The 15,554-nt window shown below is 71.3% G+C and carries 16 protein-coding genes; 9 read left to right on the top strand and 7 right to left on the bottom strand.

What is annotated here, in order from left to right:
• Nucleotides 1-82: 82 nt before the first annotated feature.
• A complete protein-coding gene (locus AB0P25_RS14410) occupies nucleotides 83-307 on the top strand; it encodes a DUF3107 domain-containing protein (protein ID WP_064111598.1) in 225 nt (74 codons plus the stop codon).
• A 9-nt stretch (nucleotides 308-316) separates the two neighbouring features.
• Nucleotides 317-619 (top strand): hypothetical protein, encoded by a 303-nt coding sequence (locus AB0P25_RS14405; protein ID WP_363808229.1) that lies wholly within the window; start codon nucleotides 317-319, stop codon nucleotides 617-619.
• 9 nt (nucleotides 620-628) lie between these two features.
• Here the strand turns inward: AB0P25_RS14405 and AB0P25_RS14400 are convergent, their stop codons facing one another.
• The gene (locus AB0P25_RS14400) at nucleotides 629-1,528 is read right to left on the bottom strand and encodes a zinc-binding dehydrogenase (protein ID WP_363808228.1); all 900 of its coding nucleotides are present in this window, start codon (nucleotides 1,526-1,528) and stop codon (nucleotides 629-631) included.
• 230 nt (nucleotides 1,529-1,758) lie between these two features.
• On the opposite strand from AB0P25_RS14400, the gene AB0P25_RS14395 reads away from it, so the two are divergent.
• Both AB0P25_RS14395 and AB0P25_RS14390 read left to right on the top strand, forming a co-directional pair.
• Complete coding sequence (locus tag AB0P25_RS14395; RefSeq protein WP_363808227.1) at nucleotides 1,759-2,709, top strand: helix-turn-helix transcriptional regulator; 951 nt, start codon at nucleotides 1,759-1,761, stop codon at nucleotides 2,707-2,709.
• 25 nt (nucleotides 2,710-2,734) lie between these two features.
• Nucleotides 2,735-3,613 (top strand): LysR family transcriptional regulator, encoded by an 879-nt coding sequence (locus AB0P25_RS14390; RefSeq protein ID WP_363808226.1) that lies wholly within the window; start codon nucleotides 2,735-2,737, stop codon nucleotides 3,611-3,613.
• 67 nt (nucleotides 3,614-3,680) lie between these two features.
• Here AB0P25_RS14390 and AB0P25_RS14385 read toward each other — a convergent pair whose 3' ends face one another.
• The 3 genes from AB0P25_RS14385 to AB0P25_RS14375 all read right to left on the bottom strand — a co-directional run bounded on the left by AB0P25_RS14385 (nucleotide 3,681) and on the right by AB0P25_RS14375 (nucleotide 6,232).
• Complete coding sequence (locus AB0P25_RS14385) at nucleotides 3,681-4,415, bottom strand: alpha/beta hydrolase (RefSeq protein ID WP_363808224.1); 735 nt, start codon at nucleotides 4,413-4,415, stop codon at nucleotides 3,681-3,683.
• 94 nt (nucleotides 4,416-4,509) lie between these two features.
• A complete protein-coding gene (locus AB0P25_RS14380) occupies nucleotides 4,510-5,328 on the bottom strand; it encodes an alpha/beta hydrolase (RefSeq protein WP_363808223.1) in 819 nt (272 codons plus the stop codon).
• Nucleotides 5,329-5,518: 190 nt separating this feature from the next.
• Nucleotides 5,519-6,232, bottom strand: a complete 714-nt coding sequence (locus tag AB0P25_RS14375) for a ferritin-like fold-containing protein (RefSeq protein WP_363808221.1) — start codon at nucleotides 6,230-6,232, stop codon at nucleotides 5,519-5,521.
• A 125-nt stretch (nucleotides 6,233-6,357) separates the two neighbouring features.
• Between AB0P25_RS14375 and AB0P25_RS14370 the strand changes: the two genes are divergently transcribed.
• Nucleotides 6,358-7,860, top strand: coding sequence for a DEAD/DEAH box helicase (locus AB0P25_RS14370; RefSeq protein WP_363808220.1), 1,503 nt, complete (start codon nucleotides 6,358-6,360; stop codon nucleotides 7,858-7,860).
• A gap of 235 nt (nucleotides 7,861-8,095) precedes the next feature.
• On the opposite strand, the gene AB0P25_RS14365 is transcribed toward AB0P25_RS14370, so the two are convergent.
• Nucleotides 8,096-9,223, bottom strand: a complete 1,128-nt coding sequence (locus AB0P25_RS14365; RefSeq protein ID WP_363808218.1) for a hypothetical protein — start codon at nucleotides 9,221-9,223, stop codon at nucleotides 8,096-8,098.
• Between the two features lie 53 nt (nucleotides 9,224-9,276).
• Complete coding sequence (locus AB0P25_RS14360; protein WP_363808217.1) at nucleotides 9,277-10,149, bottom strand: PHP domain-containing protein; 873 nt, start codon at nucleotides 10,147-10,149, stop codon at nucleotides 9,277-9,279.
• A gap of 33 nt (nucleotides 10,150-10,182) precedes the next feature.
• Here AB0P25_RS14360 and AB0P25_RS14355 point away from each other — a divergent pair, with 33 nt between their 5' ends.
• Nucleotides 10,183-11,694, top strand: a complete 1,512-nt coding sequence (locus AB0P25_RS14355) for an aminopeptidase P family protein (protein ID WP_363808216.1) — start codon at nucleotides 10,183-10,185, stop codon at nucleotides 11,692-11,694.
• Nucleotides 11,695-11,767: 73 nt separating this feature from the next.
• On the opposite strand, the gene AB0P25_RS14350 is transcribed toward AB0P25_RS14355, so the two are convergent.
• Entirely contained in the window at nucleotides 11,768-12,382 is a 615-nt protein-coding gene (locus tag AB0P25_RS14350) for a general stress protein (RefSeq protein WP_363808215.1), read from the bottom strand.
• Nucleotides 12,383-12,460: 78 nt separating this feature from the next.
• On the opposite strand from AB0P25_RS14350, the gene AB0P25_RS14345 reads away from it, so the two are divergent.
• Genes AB0P25_RS14345 through AB0P25_RS14335 form a run of 3 tightly spaced genes read left to right on the top strand, consistent with a single transcriptional unit; the run spans nucleotide 12,461 to nucleotide 15,438 of the window.
• A complete protein-coding gene (locus tag AB0P25_RS14345; protein WP_363808214.1) occupies nucleotides 12,461-13,783 on the top strand; it encodes a CBS domain-containing protein in 1,323 nt (440 codons plus the stop codon).
• Nucleotides 13,770-14,294 (top strand): DUF1003 domain-containing protein, encoded by a 525-nt coding sequence (locus AB0P25_RS14340; protein ID WP_363808212.1) that lies wholly within the window; start codon nucleotides 13,770-13,772, stop codon nucleotides 14,292-14,294. The genes AB0P25_RS14345 and AB0P25_RS14340 overlap by 14 nt, the downstream gene beginning before the upstream one ends.
• Nucleotides 14,287-15,438: an Mrp/NBP35 family ATP-binding protein gene (locus AB0P25_RS14335; RefSeq protein WP_363808211.1), complete on the top strand. Its 1,152-nt coding sequence runs from the start codon at nucleotides 14,287-14,289 to the stop codon at nucleotides 15,436-15,438. The genes AB0P25_RS14340 and AB0P25_RS14335 overlap by 8 nt, the downstream gene beginning before the upstream one ends.
• Nucleotides 15,439-15,554: the final 116 nt, after the last annotated feature.

Raw genomic sequence — 15,554 nt, 5'->3', positions numbered from 1 at the left:
GGGCCGCGAGCCGTGTGCCGTAGTCTGAACTCACACCGGCCGGTCAGGCTCGGGACGCCCAGAACTCCTGAAAGGTACCGTCGTGGAGATCCGCATCGGAATCGTCAACGCCCCCCGCGAGCTCAGCTTCGAGACGTCGCAGTCGGCCGAGGAGCTGACCGGGCAGGTGAAGACCGCCCTGACCAACGGCGGCGGCGTGCTCGAGCTCCACGACGACAAGGGCCGCCTCTACGTGGTCCCCACCGCCGGCATCGCCTACGTCGAGTTCGGCACCGAGGAATCGCGCCGGATCGGCTTCGTCGGCTAGCCTCCACTCGTGGAACTGCTCTTCGTCGTCCTCGGCGGAGCCATCATCGGGCTCGCCGGGCGCTACCTCCTGCCGTACCGCCACACGCACGGATCCGTGCTGATCCCGGCGGTCGGCGTCATCGCCGCCTCCGTCCTCTGGGTCGGCCTGACCTGGGCCGGACTGAAATGGGACGGCGGCTGGATCTGGTGGATCACCCTCCTCGGCACGGCGCTCGTGGTCGCGGTCGTCGACCTCGCGGTCGGGCGTGCGCGCACGGCCGGCGACGACCGGATGCTGCACACCCTCACGCGGGGCGCGGTCGCGCGCTAGCGCCCCCGATCACCGCACGACCACGACGTTGCCGGTCGCGCCGTCCGCCTCCACGAACGCGTGCGCCGTTCGAAGCGTGCGCGCCTCCAAGCCGTACAGTCGCCGTGGCACCCCGATGCGGAGCTCGCCCCGGTCGACCATCCCCGCCACCCGGCCGAGGATGCCGCGCGTGTCGACGCTCGGGGGGATCCGCTCGAGATCCCGGCTGTACACCAGGTCCCAGTGCGAGGCGACTCCTCGCGGCCCCGTGCCGGCGGCGCGCCCGCTTCCATCGCGTCGGATGAGCCCGTTCCCGAAGGGCCTGAACACGGTGGAACCGATATCGCGAAGGCCCCGGGTGTTGGGCGTGAATATCCAGTCGACGCCGTCGGGGGCGGCCGCATCGACCTGTTCCACGAGGTCGTGACGGGAGTCGATCACCGCATCCGCGCCGAGTGATCGGATCCAGGACGCATCGCGGTCGTCCGAGATGGTCGCGATCGTCCTGATGCGGGGGAAGCGCGCTCGTCCGAGTTGGAGGAGGACGGAACCCACGGGGCCGTGCGCCCCGACGATCAGAAGCGTCTCGGTGGAGTTCTCGGTCAGGTGCAGGCGGTCGAACAGCACCTCCCAGGCGCTTATCGCCGCGAGGGGCACGGCAGCCGCCTCCTCCCACGACGCGGTGTGCGGCATCAACCCGATACTGCCTTCGTCGACGACCTGGTAGTCGGCGTTGCTCCCGGGCCGAACCGTGTCGCTGACCCACCAGACATCGTCACCGGGAGCGAACCTCGAGACCTGCGGCCCCGCCTCCACGACCGTGCCGGCCCCCTCGCTCCCGAGGACGAACCCCTCGGGCGTCGCGCTCCGGCGAACGCGAGCGCGGACATCGACGGCGGACACCGAGACGGCCCGGACCTCGATGAGCACGTCATGTCCTTCTGCGACGGGTTCCGGGATCCGCACGTCGACGAGCGAGTCCGGATCCGATGCAGGCAGTCCCCGGTATCTGACGACGGCTCGCACTCCCCGATCACCCCCTGTGCCGCTAGCCTGTGGACCACCGAGCGTATGGAAGCGCGATCCCGTGGTCTTGGACCTCCCGGAACAGACTGCTTGACCGGTTGTGCACAGAACGAACACGAAGGCTGATAGCTGCCATGCACGTCACATTCGACGGCATCCCCGACGAGGATCGTGCGGACGCGCTGCGCGACCGGCTGGCCGGCGGCGCCGTTCCGTTGGCAGTCAGCTACCGGGGCGCGCCGACCGTGGATGCGGTGTTGGACGCCGACACCTTCGGCGACGGGATGAACACGCTCGACGTGAGCATCCGGTCCAGCTGGCTCGAACTGCGACATACCCGTGCGGTGTCCGACGCCAGCGCCGGGCACCTGATCCTCGTGCTCGCCAGCTCCGGCTCCTCGAGCTTCGAGCAGAGCGGGTGGCAGCTGCGGGCCCGACCCGGCGAGATGTTCCTCGCCACGACGGAGTTCCCCCTCTCGGCGGCTGCCGCAGGGAGCCGGACGTGGATGGCGCTGACGATTCCGCATGACGAGGTGCGTCTGCCCCGCAGCATGGTCCGCGATGCGATCGGCAGGCCCCTGGGCGCCGGCCATCCCGTCGCCCCGACGTTGGCGCGGTACCTGCGCGATCTCCCTCTGGACGGCTCGTCTCCCGCCGCGTTGCGGGCGCTCCGGGATCCGACCGTGGCGCTCGTACGGGCGCTCGTGGCGGCGACGGTCGGCGACGAGTTCCGCCTCCGTGAACCGCTGCGGGATTCGCTGTTCGAGCGGGCGATGGCCTCCATCCACCTGAACGCGCTGGTACCCGACCTGACGCCGGAGCTGATCGCGGATTCGCTCGGCATCTCGACGAGATATCTCTACCGGATCCTGTCCCGACGCGACGTCTCCCTCAGCGAGACCGTCCGCGCGCTGCGCCTCGCCGAGGCGCAGCGCCTCTTGCGCTCCACGACGCTCACGGTCAGCGCCGTGGCCTACAGCGTCGGCTTCGCCGACCACGCGCACTTCACCCGCACGTTCCACCGGGTGTACGGGGTGACCCCGTCCGCCTGGAGGGCGGACGGGGCGACGTCGTCGCGCGAATAGGGCAGCCCACCGCTAACATCGGCGTGTGGACCTGGATCTGCGCAGGCTTCGATGCTTCGTGGAGGTCGCCGGGCAGTTGAGCTTCGTGCGCGCCGCCGAGCGGCTGCACATGACCCAGCCCGCCCTGAGCCGGCAGATCGCCGCACTCGAGTCCGAGCTCGGCGTGACGCTCTTCGACCGCTCGCGCCAGGGAACGAGCCTGTCGACGGACGGCGCCGCCCTCCTCGACCGGGCGCGCGCCCTGCTGCGGGACGCCGCCGATTTCGAGCGCCAGGCGCGTGTGCTCGGTCGCACCCCCGTCCGTTTCGTGATCGGATTCATGCCCGGGGTGGACGCCGGCGCGCTGATCGCGCAGTTCGAGGCGCTGCATCCCGAGGTCGACGTCGCGCCCATCTTCACGTCGACGACGAACCAAGCCGCCTTCCTCCTCGACGGCCGAGCCGACATCGTGTTCTGCCGGACGCCTCTCGCCGTGGACGGGGCGCGCATCATCGAGTTGTTCGACGAACCCGTGGTCGCCGCGGTGCCCCGCGACCATCCGTTCGCCGACGCGCACAGTGTCCCGATCGACGAGATCATCGCCACCGGGGACGTGCTCTACCCGCCGGCGCCCGGCGGCACACGTGACCCCGAGCGCGAAACCGATGCACAGGAGGCCGTGATCGCGGTCGCCATGGGGCGCGGAATAGCGATCCTGCCCGCCGGCGTCGCCGCCTTCTACTCCGACCCGGGCGTGGCCTACGTGCCGGTGCCCGACGCACCGGCGCAGACGGTGTCCCTTGCGTACCTCGCAGATCGGGCCATGCCCCAGACCCTGGCGTTCGCGGACCTCTGCCGCGAAGCGCTCGAGTCGCGGGTCCGCGCGCTCCCGGAGTTGTTGTCGGGCGGCAGGAGCGGGAGCTGAGGAAGCCACGGGTCGGGACTGCCGTCGCAGGCGCAGGGTGGCCGCGCGTCCGCAGCCACCCTGTGCCCTAGGCCACGACGACGAGGGCGGCCTCCGCGATCGCGGCGAGGACCGCGGCCGGCCGTGCTGCAGGAACGTCGTGGCCACTGTCGGCGGTGATGACCGTCGCCCCCGCTCGCTCGGCGAGGAACCTCTGCAGCTCGGTGGGCACCGCGTGATCCTCGGTTGCGACGATCTGCCAGACCGGTATCGGCCGGGTGGGCGCCGCAGTGAGCACGCCGCCCAGGGCCTCTGCGGTGATGGGACGCTGCGATCCCGCTGCGGCCGCGACACCCTCGGGAGACAGTCCGCCCGCGTAGACCTGTTCGAAGCGATCCGCCCGGACGTACAGGTCGGTCTTGCCGTCGGCCGTCGGGCGGGCGATCAGGTTGTCCGGCACGAGGAGGGACCCGTCGAACATGGTGTTGAGCCCGCCGGAGCTCTCGCCCACGACCGGGATGAAGGCGGCGACATAGACGAGCGCCTGCACGCCCTCGTGGTCGGCGGCGGCCCGCGTGATCACGGACCCTGCGTAGGAGTGGCCGACCAGGATCTTCGGCCCGTCGATCGTGCCAAGGATGCTGGCCACGTAGGCAGCATCCCCCTCGAGGTCGCGCAGCGGATTCGCGACGCACACCACGGGGAAGCCCTGGGCAGCGAGCTCGCGGTTCACCGCCGTCCAGCTCGAGGAGTCCGCGAAGGCGCCGTGGACGAGCACGACCGTGGGAAGGCCGCCCGAGGCGGCCGGGTCGGTTGCAGTCATGGATCTCTTCTTTCTCGAGGATGAGGTGGGCTCGTGGATGAAAGGGGACGGGGAGGGCCGCACCACGCTCCGGGCGGATGGTGCGGCCCGTCCGTCAGTGGACGCTGCGCGCCGCGTCGAGGATGACGCCGGTCACCACGGCCGGCTGTGCCGCAGGTACGTCGTGGCCGGAGTGGGCGGTGACGATCTTCGCGCCGGCCCTGGCGGCCATGAACTTCTGGGTCACGGTCGGGATGGCGTTGTCCTCGAGGGCGACGATCTCCCACTTCGGTGTCGCGGCGGGCGGCCCGGCGGTGGCGGCCTCACCAAGCGCCGCAGCGGTGATCGGCCTCTGCACGACCGCGGCGTTCGCGACGGCCCACGACGGAAGCCCGCCCGCGTAGACCTTGCCGAACGTCGCCGGGTTCACGTAGAGGTCGGTCCCGCCTCCCGGGATCGGGCGGGCGACGAGATTGTCACCGGTCAGCAGCGAACCGGGATCCTTGTAGGTGAGGTCGGCCGGCGACTCGCCCGCGACCGGGATGTACGCAGCCACGTACACCAGCGCCTTGACCGCAGGGTTCGCTGCCGCCGCTCCGGTGATCAGGAAGCCCGCATACGAGTGCCCGACGAGCACGATCGGCCCGGGGATCGTCGCGAGCACGCTCTGCAGATAGGCCGTGTCGGAGGCCACTCCGCGGAGCGGGTTCGCAACGGCGACGACGGGATAGCCCCGCGACTGCAATCCGGCGATCTCTGCGGACCAGCTGGAGGAGTCGGCGAAGGCCCCGTGCACGAGCACGACCGTCGGCTTGGCGACGGGAGCCGGTGCGGGGTGATGAGATGGTGTGATGGCGTTGGCCGCGGTGCCGCCGACAAGGACGACGGTCAGCGCTGCGGCCGCGGCGATCCACGGGCGGAGACGAAGACGCATGATGGTGTTCCCTTCGGATGAGGTTCGTGTCGTACCCCGTCGAGAGAACCGGGTGCGACGTACCCAGGGTCCCGTCGTGCGCGAACGTCCGGCTAATGCCGATCCCTCCGGCGGTCATGCGAGGTCGGCATGAGCGTGCGCCCCGTCAGCTCCGGCTGACGATGTGGGAGGAGTTGCGCAGCCGTGCGTCTTACGCGGTCAGTCCCAGCGCATCCATCCGCCGCGTGTGGGCCGCGATCAGCTCGGTGAAGATCGGCTCGATCCGCTCCTCGTCCGTGGCTCGGTTGCCCGAGAGGTGAAGCGCCGAACGCGCCACCAGCAGCGTGTCACCCACGAGTCGGCGGCCCCACATGGCCAGCCGGGACGCGAGCTGCGGGTCCTTCCCGATCTGCGTGCGCAGCACCTCCAGCACGCCCTCCTGACCGGACTCCGAGCCGAGCAGGTGGGCCAGGCGCGGGCCGACGTCGCCGGGGAGGCCCGCGGCGAGACGGATGAAGAAGTCGTCGAGCAGGCCGCCCGTCACCAGCGCCGACAGCAGCGTCTCGCGCCAGTCGGCGCCGACGATGAGGGCGCTGAAGCCCTCGATCTCCACGGCGAACGGTTCCATCGCGGCCGCCGGGTCGTGGCCGCGGCGACGCAGCTCGGCGACGATGCCCTGGTGCTTCGACAGCGCGTGCCCGGCCGCGGCCGACACGAGCTGCTTGGCGTGCAGGTCCTCCGTCTCGGCGGCGACGCGCGAAAGCGTCTCGAACTGCTCCAGCTGCAGGTACGCGGCCTGTCCGAGGTACGGCACCAGGTCGGGCATGACCTCGTGGAGGTCCACGCGCACGGTGGTGACGGGCCGGCGCGGGGTCAGGCGCGGGAGCTCGACGGTGGGCCGGCGCCGGGTGAACCACGTGGACATGCTCAGCAGTGTATCGGGCGGGTCCAGTAGGCTTGGAACGCCGTCGGCGCAGGATCGACGGCCCTACGCCTGCGACAGAGAACAGGGCGTAGACCTTCCGATCGAATCGACAGGCAAACCTCACAGTGACTTTCTCAGAACTCAACATCGACCAGGACATGGTGGACCAGCTCGCGGCCAAGGGCATCGTGGAGCCGTTCCCCATCCAGTCGCAGACCATCCCGCTCGCCCTGACCGGCCAGGACATCATCGGCCAGGCCAAGACGGGCACCGGCAAGACCTTCGGCTTCGGCCTCCCGCTCATCCAGCGCCTCGGTCTCGACCCCGAGCCCGGCGTGAAGGCGCTCGTCGTCGTGCCGACCCGCGAGCTGGCCATCCAGGTCTACGAAGACCTCGAGCTGGCCGCCGCCGGCCGCCCGACCACCATCGCCGCGATCTACGGCGGCAAGGCGTACGAGGGCCAGATCGCCCAGCTGAAGGCGGGGGCGCAGATCGTCGTCGGCACCCCCGGCCGCCTCCTCGACCTCGCCGGCCAGCGCCTGCTGAGCCTCGGCGGCGTGCAGGAGATGGTGCTCGACGAGGCCGACAAGATGCTCGACCTCGGCTTCCTCGCCGACATCGAGAAGCTGTTCGCGCAGACCCCGGCCACCCGCCACACCATGCTCTTCTCGGCCACCATGCCCGGCCCGATCGTCGCACTCGCGCGCCGCTTCATGACGCGCCCGGTGCACATCCGCGCCTCCGACCCCGACGAGGGCCAGATCCAGGCGAACATCAAGCACCTGATCTACCGCGCGCACTCGCTCGACAAGGACGAGGTCATCTCGCGCATCCTCCAGGCCGAGGGACGCGGCAAGACCGTGATCTTCACGCGCACCAAGCGCGCCGCCGCCAAGCTGGTCGAAGAGCTCAACGACCGCGGCTTCAACGCCGCCGCCGTGCACGGCGACCTCAACCAGGAGCAGCGCGAGCGCGCCATGGCCGCGTTCAAGGCGGGCAAGAAGGACATCCTGATCGCCACCGACGTCGCCGCCCGCGGCATCGACGTGGACGACGTGACGCACGTCATCAACCACACCATCCCGGACGACGAGAAGACCTACCTGCACCGAGCGGGCCGCACCGGCCGCGCCGGCAAGACCGGCATCGCCGTGACCTTCGTCGACTGGGAGGACCTGCACAAGTGGGCCCTCATCAACCGGGCGCTGGAGTTCGGGCAGCCGGAGCCGACGGAGACCTACTCGTCGTCGCCGCACCTCTACACCGACCTCGATATCCCCGCCGGCGCCAAGGGCCGTCTGAAGGCGACGCCCGCGGTCAAGGCGCCGCAGGGCGAGGGCGCGCAGCCGTCCCGCGGCGGCCGTTCGGACTCGACCGGGCCCGACGGTGGCGAGCGTTCCGGCCGCAGCCGGAGCCGTCGCCGCACGCGCGGCGGTTCGGGTTCGGGATCGGCGCAGGGCCAGGCGGCTCAAGGCGAGACCGCGGCGGCTCCCGACGAGGGCGGCGAGCCGAAGGCCGCGACCGGCACGCACGACGGGGGCGGACAGCAGCACCGCGACGGGAACAGCGCACCGCGCCGCCGTCGTCGCCGCTCCCGCGGCGGCTCGCCCGCGACCCCCGCGAGCTGAGCCCGTCCCCTTCCAACCGAGCACCCACTCCCCTCGCTCGCCATCCAGTGGTGAGCAGATGCTGCCATCCGCGGCCGGTGGTGACTTGATGTCGCCACTCGCCCGGCGGACGTGGGGTCACGTCGGCTCCTCGTCGGGGTTCGCCCGAATTCAGTCGTGAGCAGATGCTGCCATCCGCGGCCGGTGGTGAGTTGATGTCGCCACTCGCCGGCGGGCGGCATGCCCGCCCCGCCGGTCAGTACCAGTTGGGGTCGTGGCTCATCTCGAACGTCCATGCGGCGCACGGTGAGCCGTAGGCGCGGTTGATGTAGTCCAGTCCCCAGTTGACTTGCGTGTTCTGGTTCGTCATCCAGTCGGCGCCGGCGCTCGCCATCTTGCTGGCCGGCAGGGACTGCGGGATGCCGTAGGCGCCGCTCGACGTGTTGTAGGCGTCCGCGCGCCAACCGGATTCGTGGTTCCACAGCTTGATCAGGCACGGCATCTGGTCGCTGCCCCAGCCGAAGGCCCCGAGGCGGCTCGCGGCGTACGCCTGCGCACCGGCCGGGTCGACGACCATGCCGGGCGGCGGCGCGAAGCCGTCCGCTCCTCCCCCGGTGTTCGCGGCGGCGGCGGCAGCGGCGGCCGCCGCCTGCCCGGCCGCGTACTGCTGCTCGACCGACGCCTGGGTGTTCTTGAGCGCCGCGAGCTGCGCGTAGAGGGTGTTGGCGTGCTGCTTCTGGTCGGCGAGCTGCGCATCCGCCGCCTTCTTAGCGGCGGTCGCCGCATCCAGCGCCTTCTTCGCCGCGGTCGCGAGCTGGTCGCGGATGGTCTTGGCGTCCGCCGCCTGGCTGCTCAGCGACGACGCGACGTTCTTCTGCGCGTTGGCCTGCGCGAAGAGGGCGCTGTTGCGGTCGGCCAGCTGGGACACGGCCCCGAGCTGGTACAGCAGGGTGTCGGACGTCGAGGCGGTCGGGCTGAGGAAGAGGCGCAGCGACACCGAGGAGGTGCCCGCGCGGCTCAGCTGCTCGGCGAGCTTGCCGCTCTGCGTCCTCAACTGATCGGCCTTCGCCGTCGCGTCCTGCGCCTTGGCGGCGAGGTCGTCGGCTTTGGCGGTCGCTCTCTGCAGTGCGTCCTCGGCGGCGCCGTACTCGCCCAGCCGCTTGACGGCCAGGTCGCCCGCGGCGTTGGCCGCGGACTGGAGGCTCTGCAGGAGGCCGTTGATGCGATCCACCTCGGCCTGCGCGGCGGCGGCGTTGTTCTTGGCGGCCTGCACGTCATCCCAGGAGGGGTACGTGTCGGCGCTGGCCGGGGCGGCACCGCCCGCGATCACCAGGGCGGCCGTCAGGGCGGCCGCGACCACCGATCCTCGCCAGAACCGTCTCACCCGCACACCTCGCCTTCTCGACCCCGACCGGGGTCCAGGCTACGGCGTGGAGGTCACGGAGCGTAGAAAGGCGCCGCGCCTGTCGCTTCTTCGATCATCGCGTCCACGACGGCCGGATCGGTCGTGTTCTCGCCGAGCCGGTTCGGTTTGCCTGCGCCGTGGTAATCGCTGGAGCCGGTGATCCGCAGTCCGTAGCGCGCCGCCAGCTCCCGCAGCCGGGCCACTCCGTCCGGCGTGTTCTCGCGGTGGTCGAGCTCGAGCCCGAAGAGGCCCGCGTCCACCAAGCGCCGCAGGCGGTCCTCGGGGATGACACGGCTGCGGCCGCCGGTCGCGGGATGCGCCAGCACGGGCAGTCCGCCCGCGCCGCGGATCAGCCGCACGCCGGTCAGCGGCTCCGGGGCGTAGTGCGGCTGGAAGTAGCCGCTGCGCCAGTGCAGGATGCCGGCGAACGCGGCGCTGCGGTCGGACGCGAGGCCGCGGGCGACCAGGGCGTCGGCGATGTGCGGGCGGCCGACGGTCGCGCCCTCCGTCGCCTGGGCGAGCACGTCGTCCCAGGTGATGTCGTAGTCGGCGGAGATGCGGCGCACCATGTCCTCTGCGCGGCGCATGCGGCCGTCGCGGATGCGCTTCGTCTCGGCCATCAGCGCCTCGTTCGCCGGATCGAACAGGTAGCCGAGCATGTGGACGCTGGCGAACTCGATGCGCGTGGACAGCTCCATCCCGGGGATGACCGTGATGCCCGACCGTGCGCCCTCGGCGGCCGCATCCGCCCATCCCGTGGTCGAGTCGTGGTCGGTGAGGGCCACGGTGCCGAGGCCCGCGGCGGCGGCCGACCGCACGAGTTCCGCCGGCGTCTCCGTGCCGTCGGAGACGCTGGAGTGCGTGTGCAGGTCGACGGGACCACGGAACCGTCGCGCATCAGCCATGGTCAACATCCTAGGAGTGGAAGAATGGTCGGCATGTCGCAGTCCACGCAGAGCACGACCGACCAGGCGCCGCGCGCCACGCAGAACCGCTCGACCACGCCGGGGTCCGACGCGTTCCGGGAGTACATCGGCAGCGGGTGGGCCGAGCGGCCGGAGGTGCTTCCGGGCGCGCGGCCGCAGGCCGGGTACGCCGCCGCCCGCCGCGCGCGCGTGTCGGAGCTCTTCCCGGGCAAGCGTCTGATCATCCCGGCCGGGCGGCTGAAGCAGCGCAGCAACGACACCGACTACTCCTTCCGCGCGCACTCGGCGTTCGCGCACCTGACCGGCTGGGGCTCCGACTCCGAGCCGGGCAGCGTGCTCGTGCTGGAGCCCACTGCCTCCGGCCACGAGGCGACCCTGTACTTCCGGGAGCGCGCGGGGCGCGACTCCGACGAGTTCTACGCGAACCCCGAGATCGGCGAGTTCTGGATCGGCCCGCGCCCGTCCCTCGCGCAGGTCGCGAGCGACCTCGACCTGCCGACCCGCGGCATCGCCGAGGTGCAGGCGGTGCTGGACGGGGTGGACGCCGACACCATCATCCTGCGCGAGGCGGACCCCGCTCTCACCGACGAGGTGGATGCGGCACGCCTGCTGCTCGGCGACGCGGACGTGGACACCGCGGATGCCGAGGACCACGCCGACGACGACCGGCTCGCCCGCGACCTCTCCGAGCTGCGACTGATCAAGGACGACTTCGAGATCTCCGAGCTGCGCGCGGCGGTCGACGCGACCGCGCGCGGCTTCGACGACGTCATCGCCGACCTGCCCCGCATCACCGCCCACCCGCGCGGCGAGCGGCTGGTCGAGGGCGTGTTCAACGGACGCGCACGCGCCGACGGCAACACGGTCGGCTACGACACGATCGCCGCGAGCGGGCCGCACGCCTGCATCCTGCACTGGACCCGCAACGACGGTCCGGTCGTGCCGGGCGACCTCATCCTGATGGACGCGGGCGTCGAGCTCGACAGCTACTACACCGCCGACATCACGCGCACGTTCCCGATCGACGGGACGTTCACCGAGACGCAGCGGATGATCTACGAGGCGGTGCGGGAGGCCGCGGACGCGGCGTTCGCGATCGTCAAGCCCGGCATCCGCTTCCGCGAGATCCACGCCACCGCCATGGGCGTGATCGCGCGCCGCACCGCCGAGTGGGGGCTGCTGCCGGTGAGCGCGGAGGAGGCGCTGCAGCAGGAGAACCAGCAGCACCGCCGCTACATGGTGCACGGGACCAGCCACCACCTCGGCCTCGACGTGCACGACTGCGCGCAGGCGCGGCGCGACCTCTACCTCGACGGGGTGCTCGAGCCCGGGATGGTGTTCACCATCGAGCCGGGGCTGTACTTCCAGCCGGACGACCTGACGGTGCCCGAGCAGTTCCGCGGCATCGGCGTGCGGATCGAGGACAACATCCTGGTCACGGCCGACGGCGCCGAGAACCTGTCGATCGGCATCCCGCGCACGGCGGACGACGTCGAGGCCTGGGTGCGCCGCCTCTCGCGCTGACCGTGCTTCGCGAAGTGCAGGTTCTTGCGGCGTTCTTCGGCGTGTCGACCGCAACGACCTACACTTCGGCGGCTTAGGCCGGGGGCGCCGGCGGACGCTCGTCGCCCGCGGGGGGCGCGGGCGGCGGGTCGGACGGGTGCTGCGCCTGCGGCGGCGGCGTCCATCCGGGTGCCGTGGCGGTCGGCGCGGCGGGCTGCTCCGCTCCCCCGCCCTGGAGCAGGTTGCGGGCGCGGTTGCCGAGCTCGTTGTCCACGACGACCGAGTAGCTGGTGGCGATGACCTGCTGGATCGACGTGAAGTCGCGTCGGCGCCGGTTCACGCCGTACGAGACCAGGCCCCACAGCATCCCGAACCCGGCGCCGATCAGCAGCGCGGCGATCACGAAGGCCAGGCTGACCGTCGGCGAGAAGATGATGAGCAGCAAGCCGAAGAACAGGCCGAGCCAGGCTCCGGACGCAGCGCCCGCGAGCGCGGCGCGTCCCCACGTCAGCTTCCCGGTGACCCGCTCGACGCTCTTCAGATCGCTTCCGACGATCGAGACCTTGTCGACAGGGAAGTCGGCGCGGGCCAGCACATCCACCGCCTCCTGCGCCTGCGGGTAGCTCTCGAAGGTGGCGACCACCTCACCCCGCGGCAGGGTCGGGAAGAGGATGCGGTTGCGCGCGTTCATCGGGCCGGGTGTGCTCATGGGGCCATTGTTCCATCCCCGCCCGTGCCGGGCACAGGAAACAGCTGTCGTTCACCCGCGAGGGCTTAGGTTTATAGGGTGAGTGCCACGAGAGTGTTCGTCGCCCGCCTCGCCGGGACGACCGTGTTCGACCCTGTCGGTGACCGGGTCGGCAAGGTCCGCGACGTCCTCGTGGTGTACCGCAAGAACGATCCGCCGCGGGTGGTGGGCCTCATCGTCGAGATCCCGGGAAAGCGCCGCGTGTTCCTCTCGATCGGGCGTGTCACCAGCATCTCCAGCGGCCAGATCATCACCAACGGGCTCATCAACCTGCGCCGCTTCGAGCAGCGCGGCGGCGAGGTGCGCGTCATCGCCGAAATGCTCGGGCGGCGCGTCGTGTTCGCCGATGGCAGCGGCGAGGCGACCATCGAGGACGTCGCGATCGAGGACAGCGATACCGGCGACTGGGCGATCAGCCAGCTGTTCGTGCGGAAGCCGAAGACCGGTCCGTCGCCGTTCGGCAAGGGCCCGACCACCTTCGTCAGCTGGAACGAGGTGCGCGAGAAGCAGAACCGCGGAGAAGCGCAGTCCGCCGAGCAGCTGATCGCCACCTACTCCGAGCTCAAGCCCGCTGACCTGGCGAACACGCTCCTCGATCTCCCCCAGCAGCGCATGCTGGAGGTCGCGGAGGAGCTGCCGGACGACCGGCTCGCCGACGTGCTGGAGGAGATGCCCGAGAGCGAGCAGGTGCAGATCCTCGCCAAGCTCGACGACGACCGCGCGGCCGACGTGCTCGACCAGATGCAGCCGGACGACGCGGCCGACCTCATCGCGCAGCTCTCCGACGAGCGCGGCGAGCACCTGCTCGAGCTGATGGAGCCGGAGGAGGCGGAGGACGTCCGCATGCTCCTCAGCTACAACCCGGACACCGCGGGCGGTCTCATGACGACCGAGCCGATCATCGTGTCGGCCGACGCCACGGTCGCGGAAGGGCTCGCACTCATCCGCCGCCACGAGCTCGCGCCGGCGCTCGGCGCGGCCGTGTGCGTGACCCTGCCGCCGTACGAGGCGCCGACCGGCCGCTTCCTCGGCGTCGTGCACTTCCAGCGGATGCTGCGCTATCCCCCGCACGTGCGCCTCGGCACCCTGCTCGACCCGGGCCTGGAGCCGGTGACCGCCGACACCTCCGCCGCCGAGGTGTCGCGCATCCTCGCCTCGTACAACCTCGTCTCCGTCCCCGTGGTGGACGACAAGCACCGGCTCGTCGGGGTGGTGACCATCGACGACATCCTCGACTACCTGCTCCCCGACGACTGGCGAAGTCAAGACGAGGACGACCCCGTGAAACGCACGGAGCCGTCCGACGAGACCGGCAGCATCCGCATCGTGAACGGAAGGAGGGGCGGAAGTGGCACGAGGTAGGCAGGACACGGCGCTCGACGCCCCGAAGGGCCTCCGGACGCCGGTGCTCCGGCGCACGCCGGTGGAGTCGAGCGACCGCTTCGGGCGGTTCACCGAGTGGATCGCGCGCGCCATGGGCACGCCCTGGTTCGTCCTCGGGCTGACGGTCTTCGTCATCGCGTGGATGGCGTGGAACACGCTCACGCCGAAGGGGTGGCGGTTCGACTCCGCCGACCTCGGCTTCATCACGCTCACCCTGGTGCTGTCGCTCCAGGCGTCGTACGCGGCTCCCCTCATCCTGCTCGCGCAGAACCGCCAGGACGACCGCGACCGCGTGCAGATCGAGCAGGACCGGCAGCGCGCCGAGCGCAACTTGGCTGACACCGAGTACCTGGCCCGCGAGGTCGTCGCGCTGCGGCTGGCCGTGCGCGACATGGCGACGAAGGACTTCATCCGCGCCGAGCTGAGGTCGCTGCTCGAAGACCTTGAGAAATCCGAGTCCGGCGAGGGCGAACAGGCGGCCCGTGCCTGACGTGTCCGGACTGTCCGGCGCGGTCCGCGGCGCGCTGGCGGCGGTGCTCGACCCGGAGATCCGCAAGCCGATCACCGAGCTCGACATGGTGGACGCGGTGTCGGTGGACGCGGACGGACGCGCGTCCGTCGGCATCAAGCTGACCATCGTCGGGTGCCCGGCCGCTGACGCGATCGAGCGCGATGTGCGCGCGGCGACGGCGGCGGTGCCGGGCGTGACGTCGGTCGCGGTGGACGTCTCGGTGATGACGCCGGCCGAGCGCCGCGCGCTGACGGAGAAGCTGCGCGCCGGGCGTCCAGCTCGCGGGCAACAGTTCGGGCCGGAGTCGCTGACCCGCGTGTACGCGGTGACCAGCGGCAAGGGCGGCGTCGGCAAGTCGACCGTCACGGCGAACCTCGCGGTCGCCCTGGCGGAGCGCGGGCTGCGCGTCGGGATCGTGGATGCGGACGTCCACGGCTTCTCGATCCCCGGCATCCTGGGCCTGACCGACGAGAACGGCGTGGCGCCGCGGCCCACGCGTGTCGACGACATGATCCTGCCGCCGGTCGCATACGGCGTGAAGGTGGTCTCGATCGGCATGTTCGTCGACTCCGCGTCGGCGGCGGTGGCGTGGCGCGGGCCGATGCTGCACCGCACCATCCAGCAGTTCCTGACGGACGTGTACTTCGGCGATCTGGACGCGCTCCTGCTCGACCTGCCGCCCGGCACCGGCGACGTGGCGATCTCGGTCGGGCAGCTGCTGCCGACCGCGGAGGTGCTGGTCGTGACGACACCGCAGCCGGCGGCGGCGGACGTGGCGGAGCGGTCCGGCGTGGTGGCCCGCCAGACCGGGCAGAAGGTCATCGGCGTGATCGAGAACATGGCCGGTCTGGTGCAGCCGGACGGGTCGGTGCTCGAGCTGTTCGGGTCGGGCGGCGGCGCCGAGGTCGCGCGTCGGCTGTCGGCCGGGCAGGACGAGGAGGTGCCGCTGCTCGCCAGCGTGCCGCTCAGCATCCCACTGCGTGCCGGCGGGGACGCGGGCGCGCCGATCGTGGTGTCCGAACCCGCCGACCCGGCTGCCGCCGCGATCCGCGCGGTCGCCGACCGGCTCGCGACGCGCGCCCGCGGCCTCGCCGGCCGCAAGCTCGGCCTCTCCGTCCGCTGACCCGCCCCCGACCCACCCCGCCCCGTCCACGTCGTGAAGTGCAGGTGGTTGCGCGGCTGCACGGCGTGTCGGCCGCAAGTACCTGCACCTCACGCCGGGTGGTGACAAGAGGTCGC

It is taken from the genome of Leifsonia sp. NPDC077715 (assembly GCF_040686855.1).
Lineage (GTDB): Bacteria > Actinomycetota > Actinomycetes > Actinomycetales > Microbacteriaceae > Leifsonia.
Note: the sequence above shows the minus strand (reverse complement) of the source record. Positions and strands in the feature narration are given on the sequence as shown.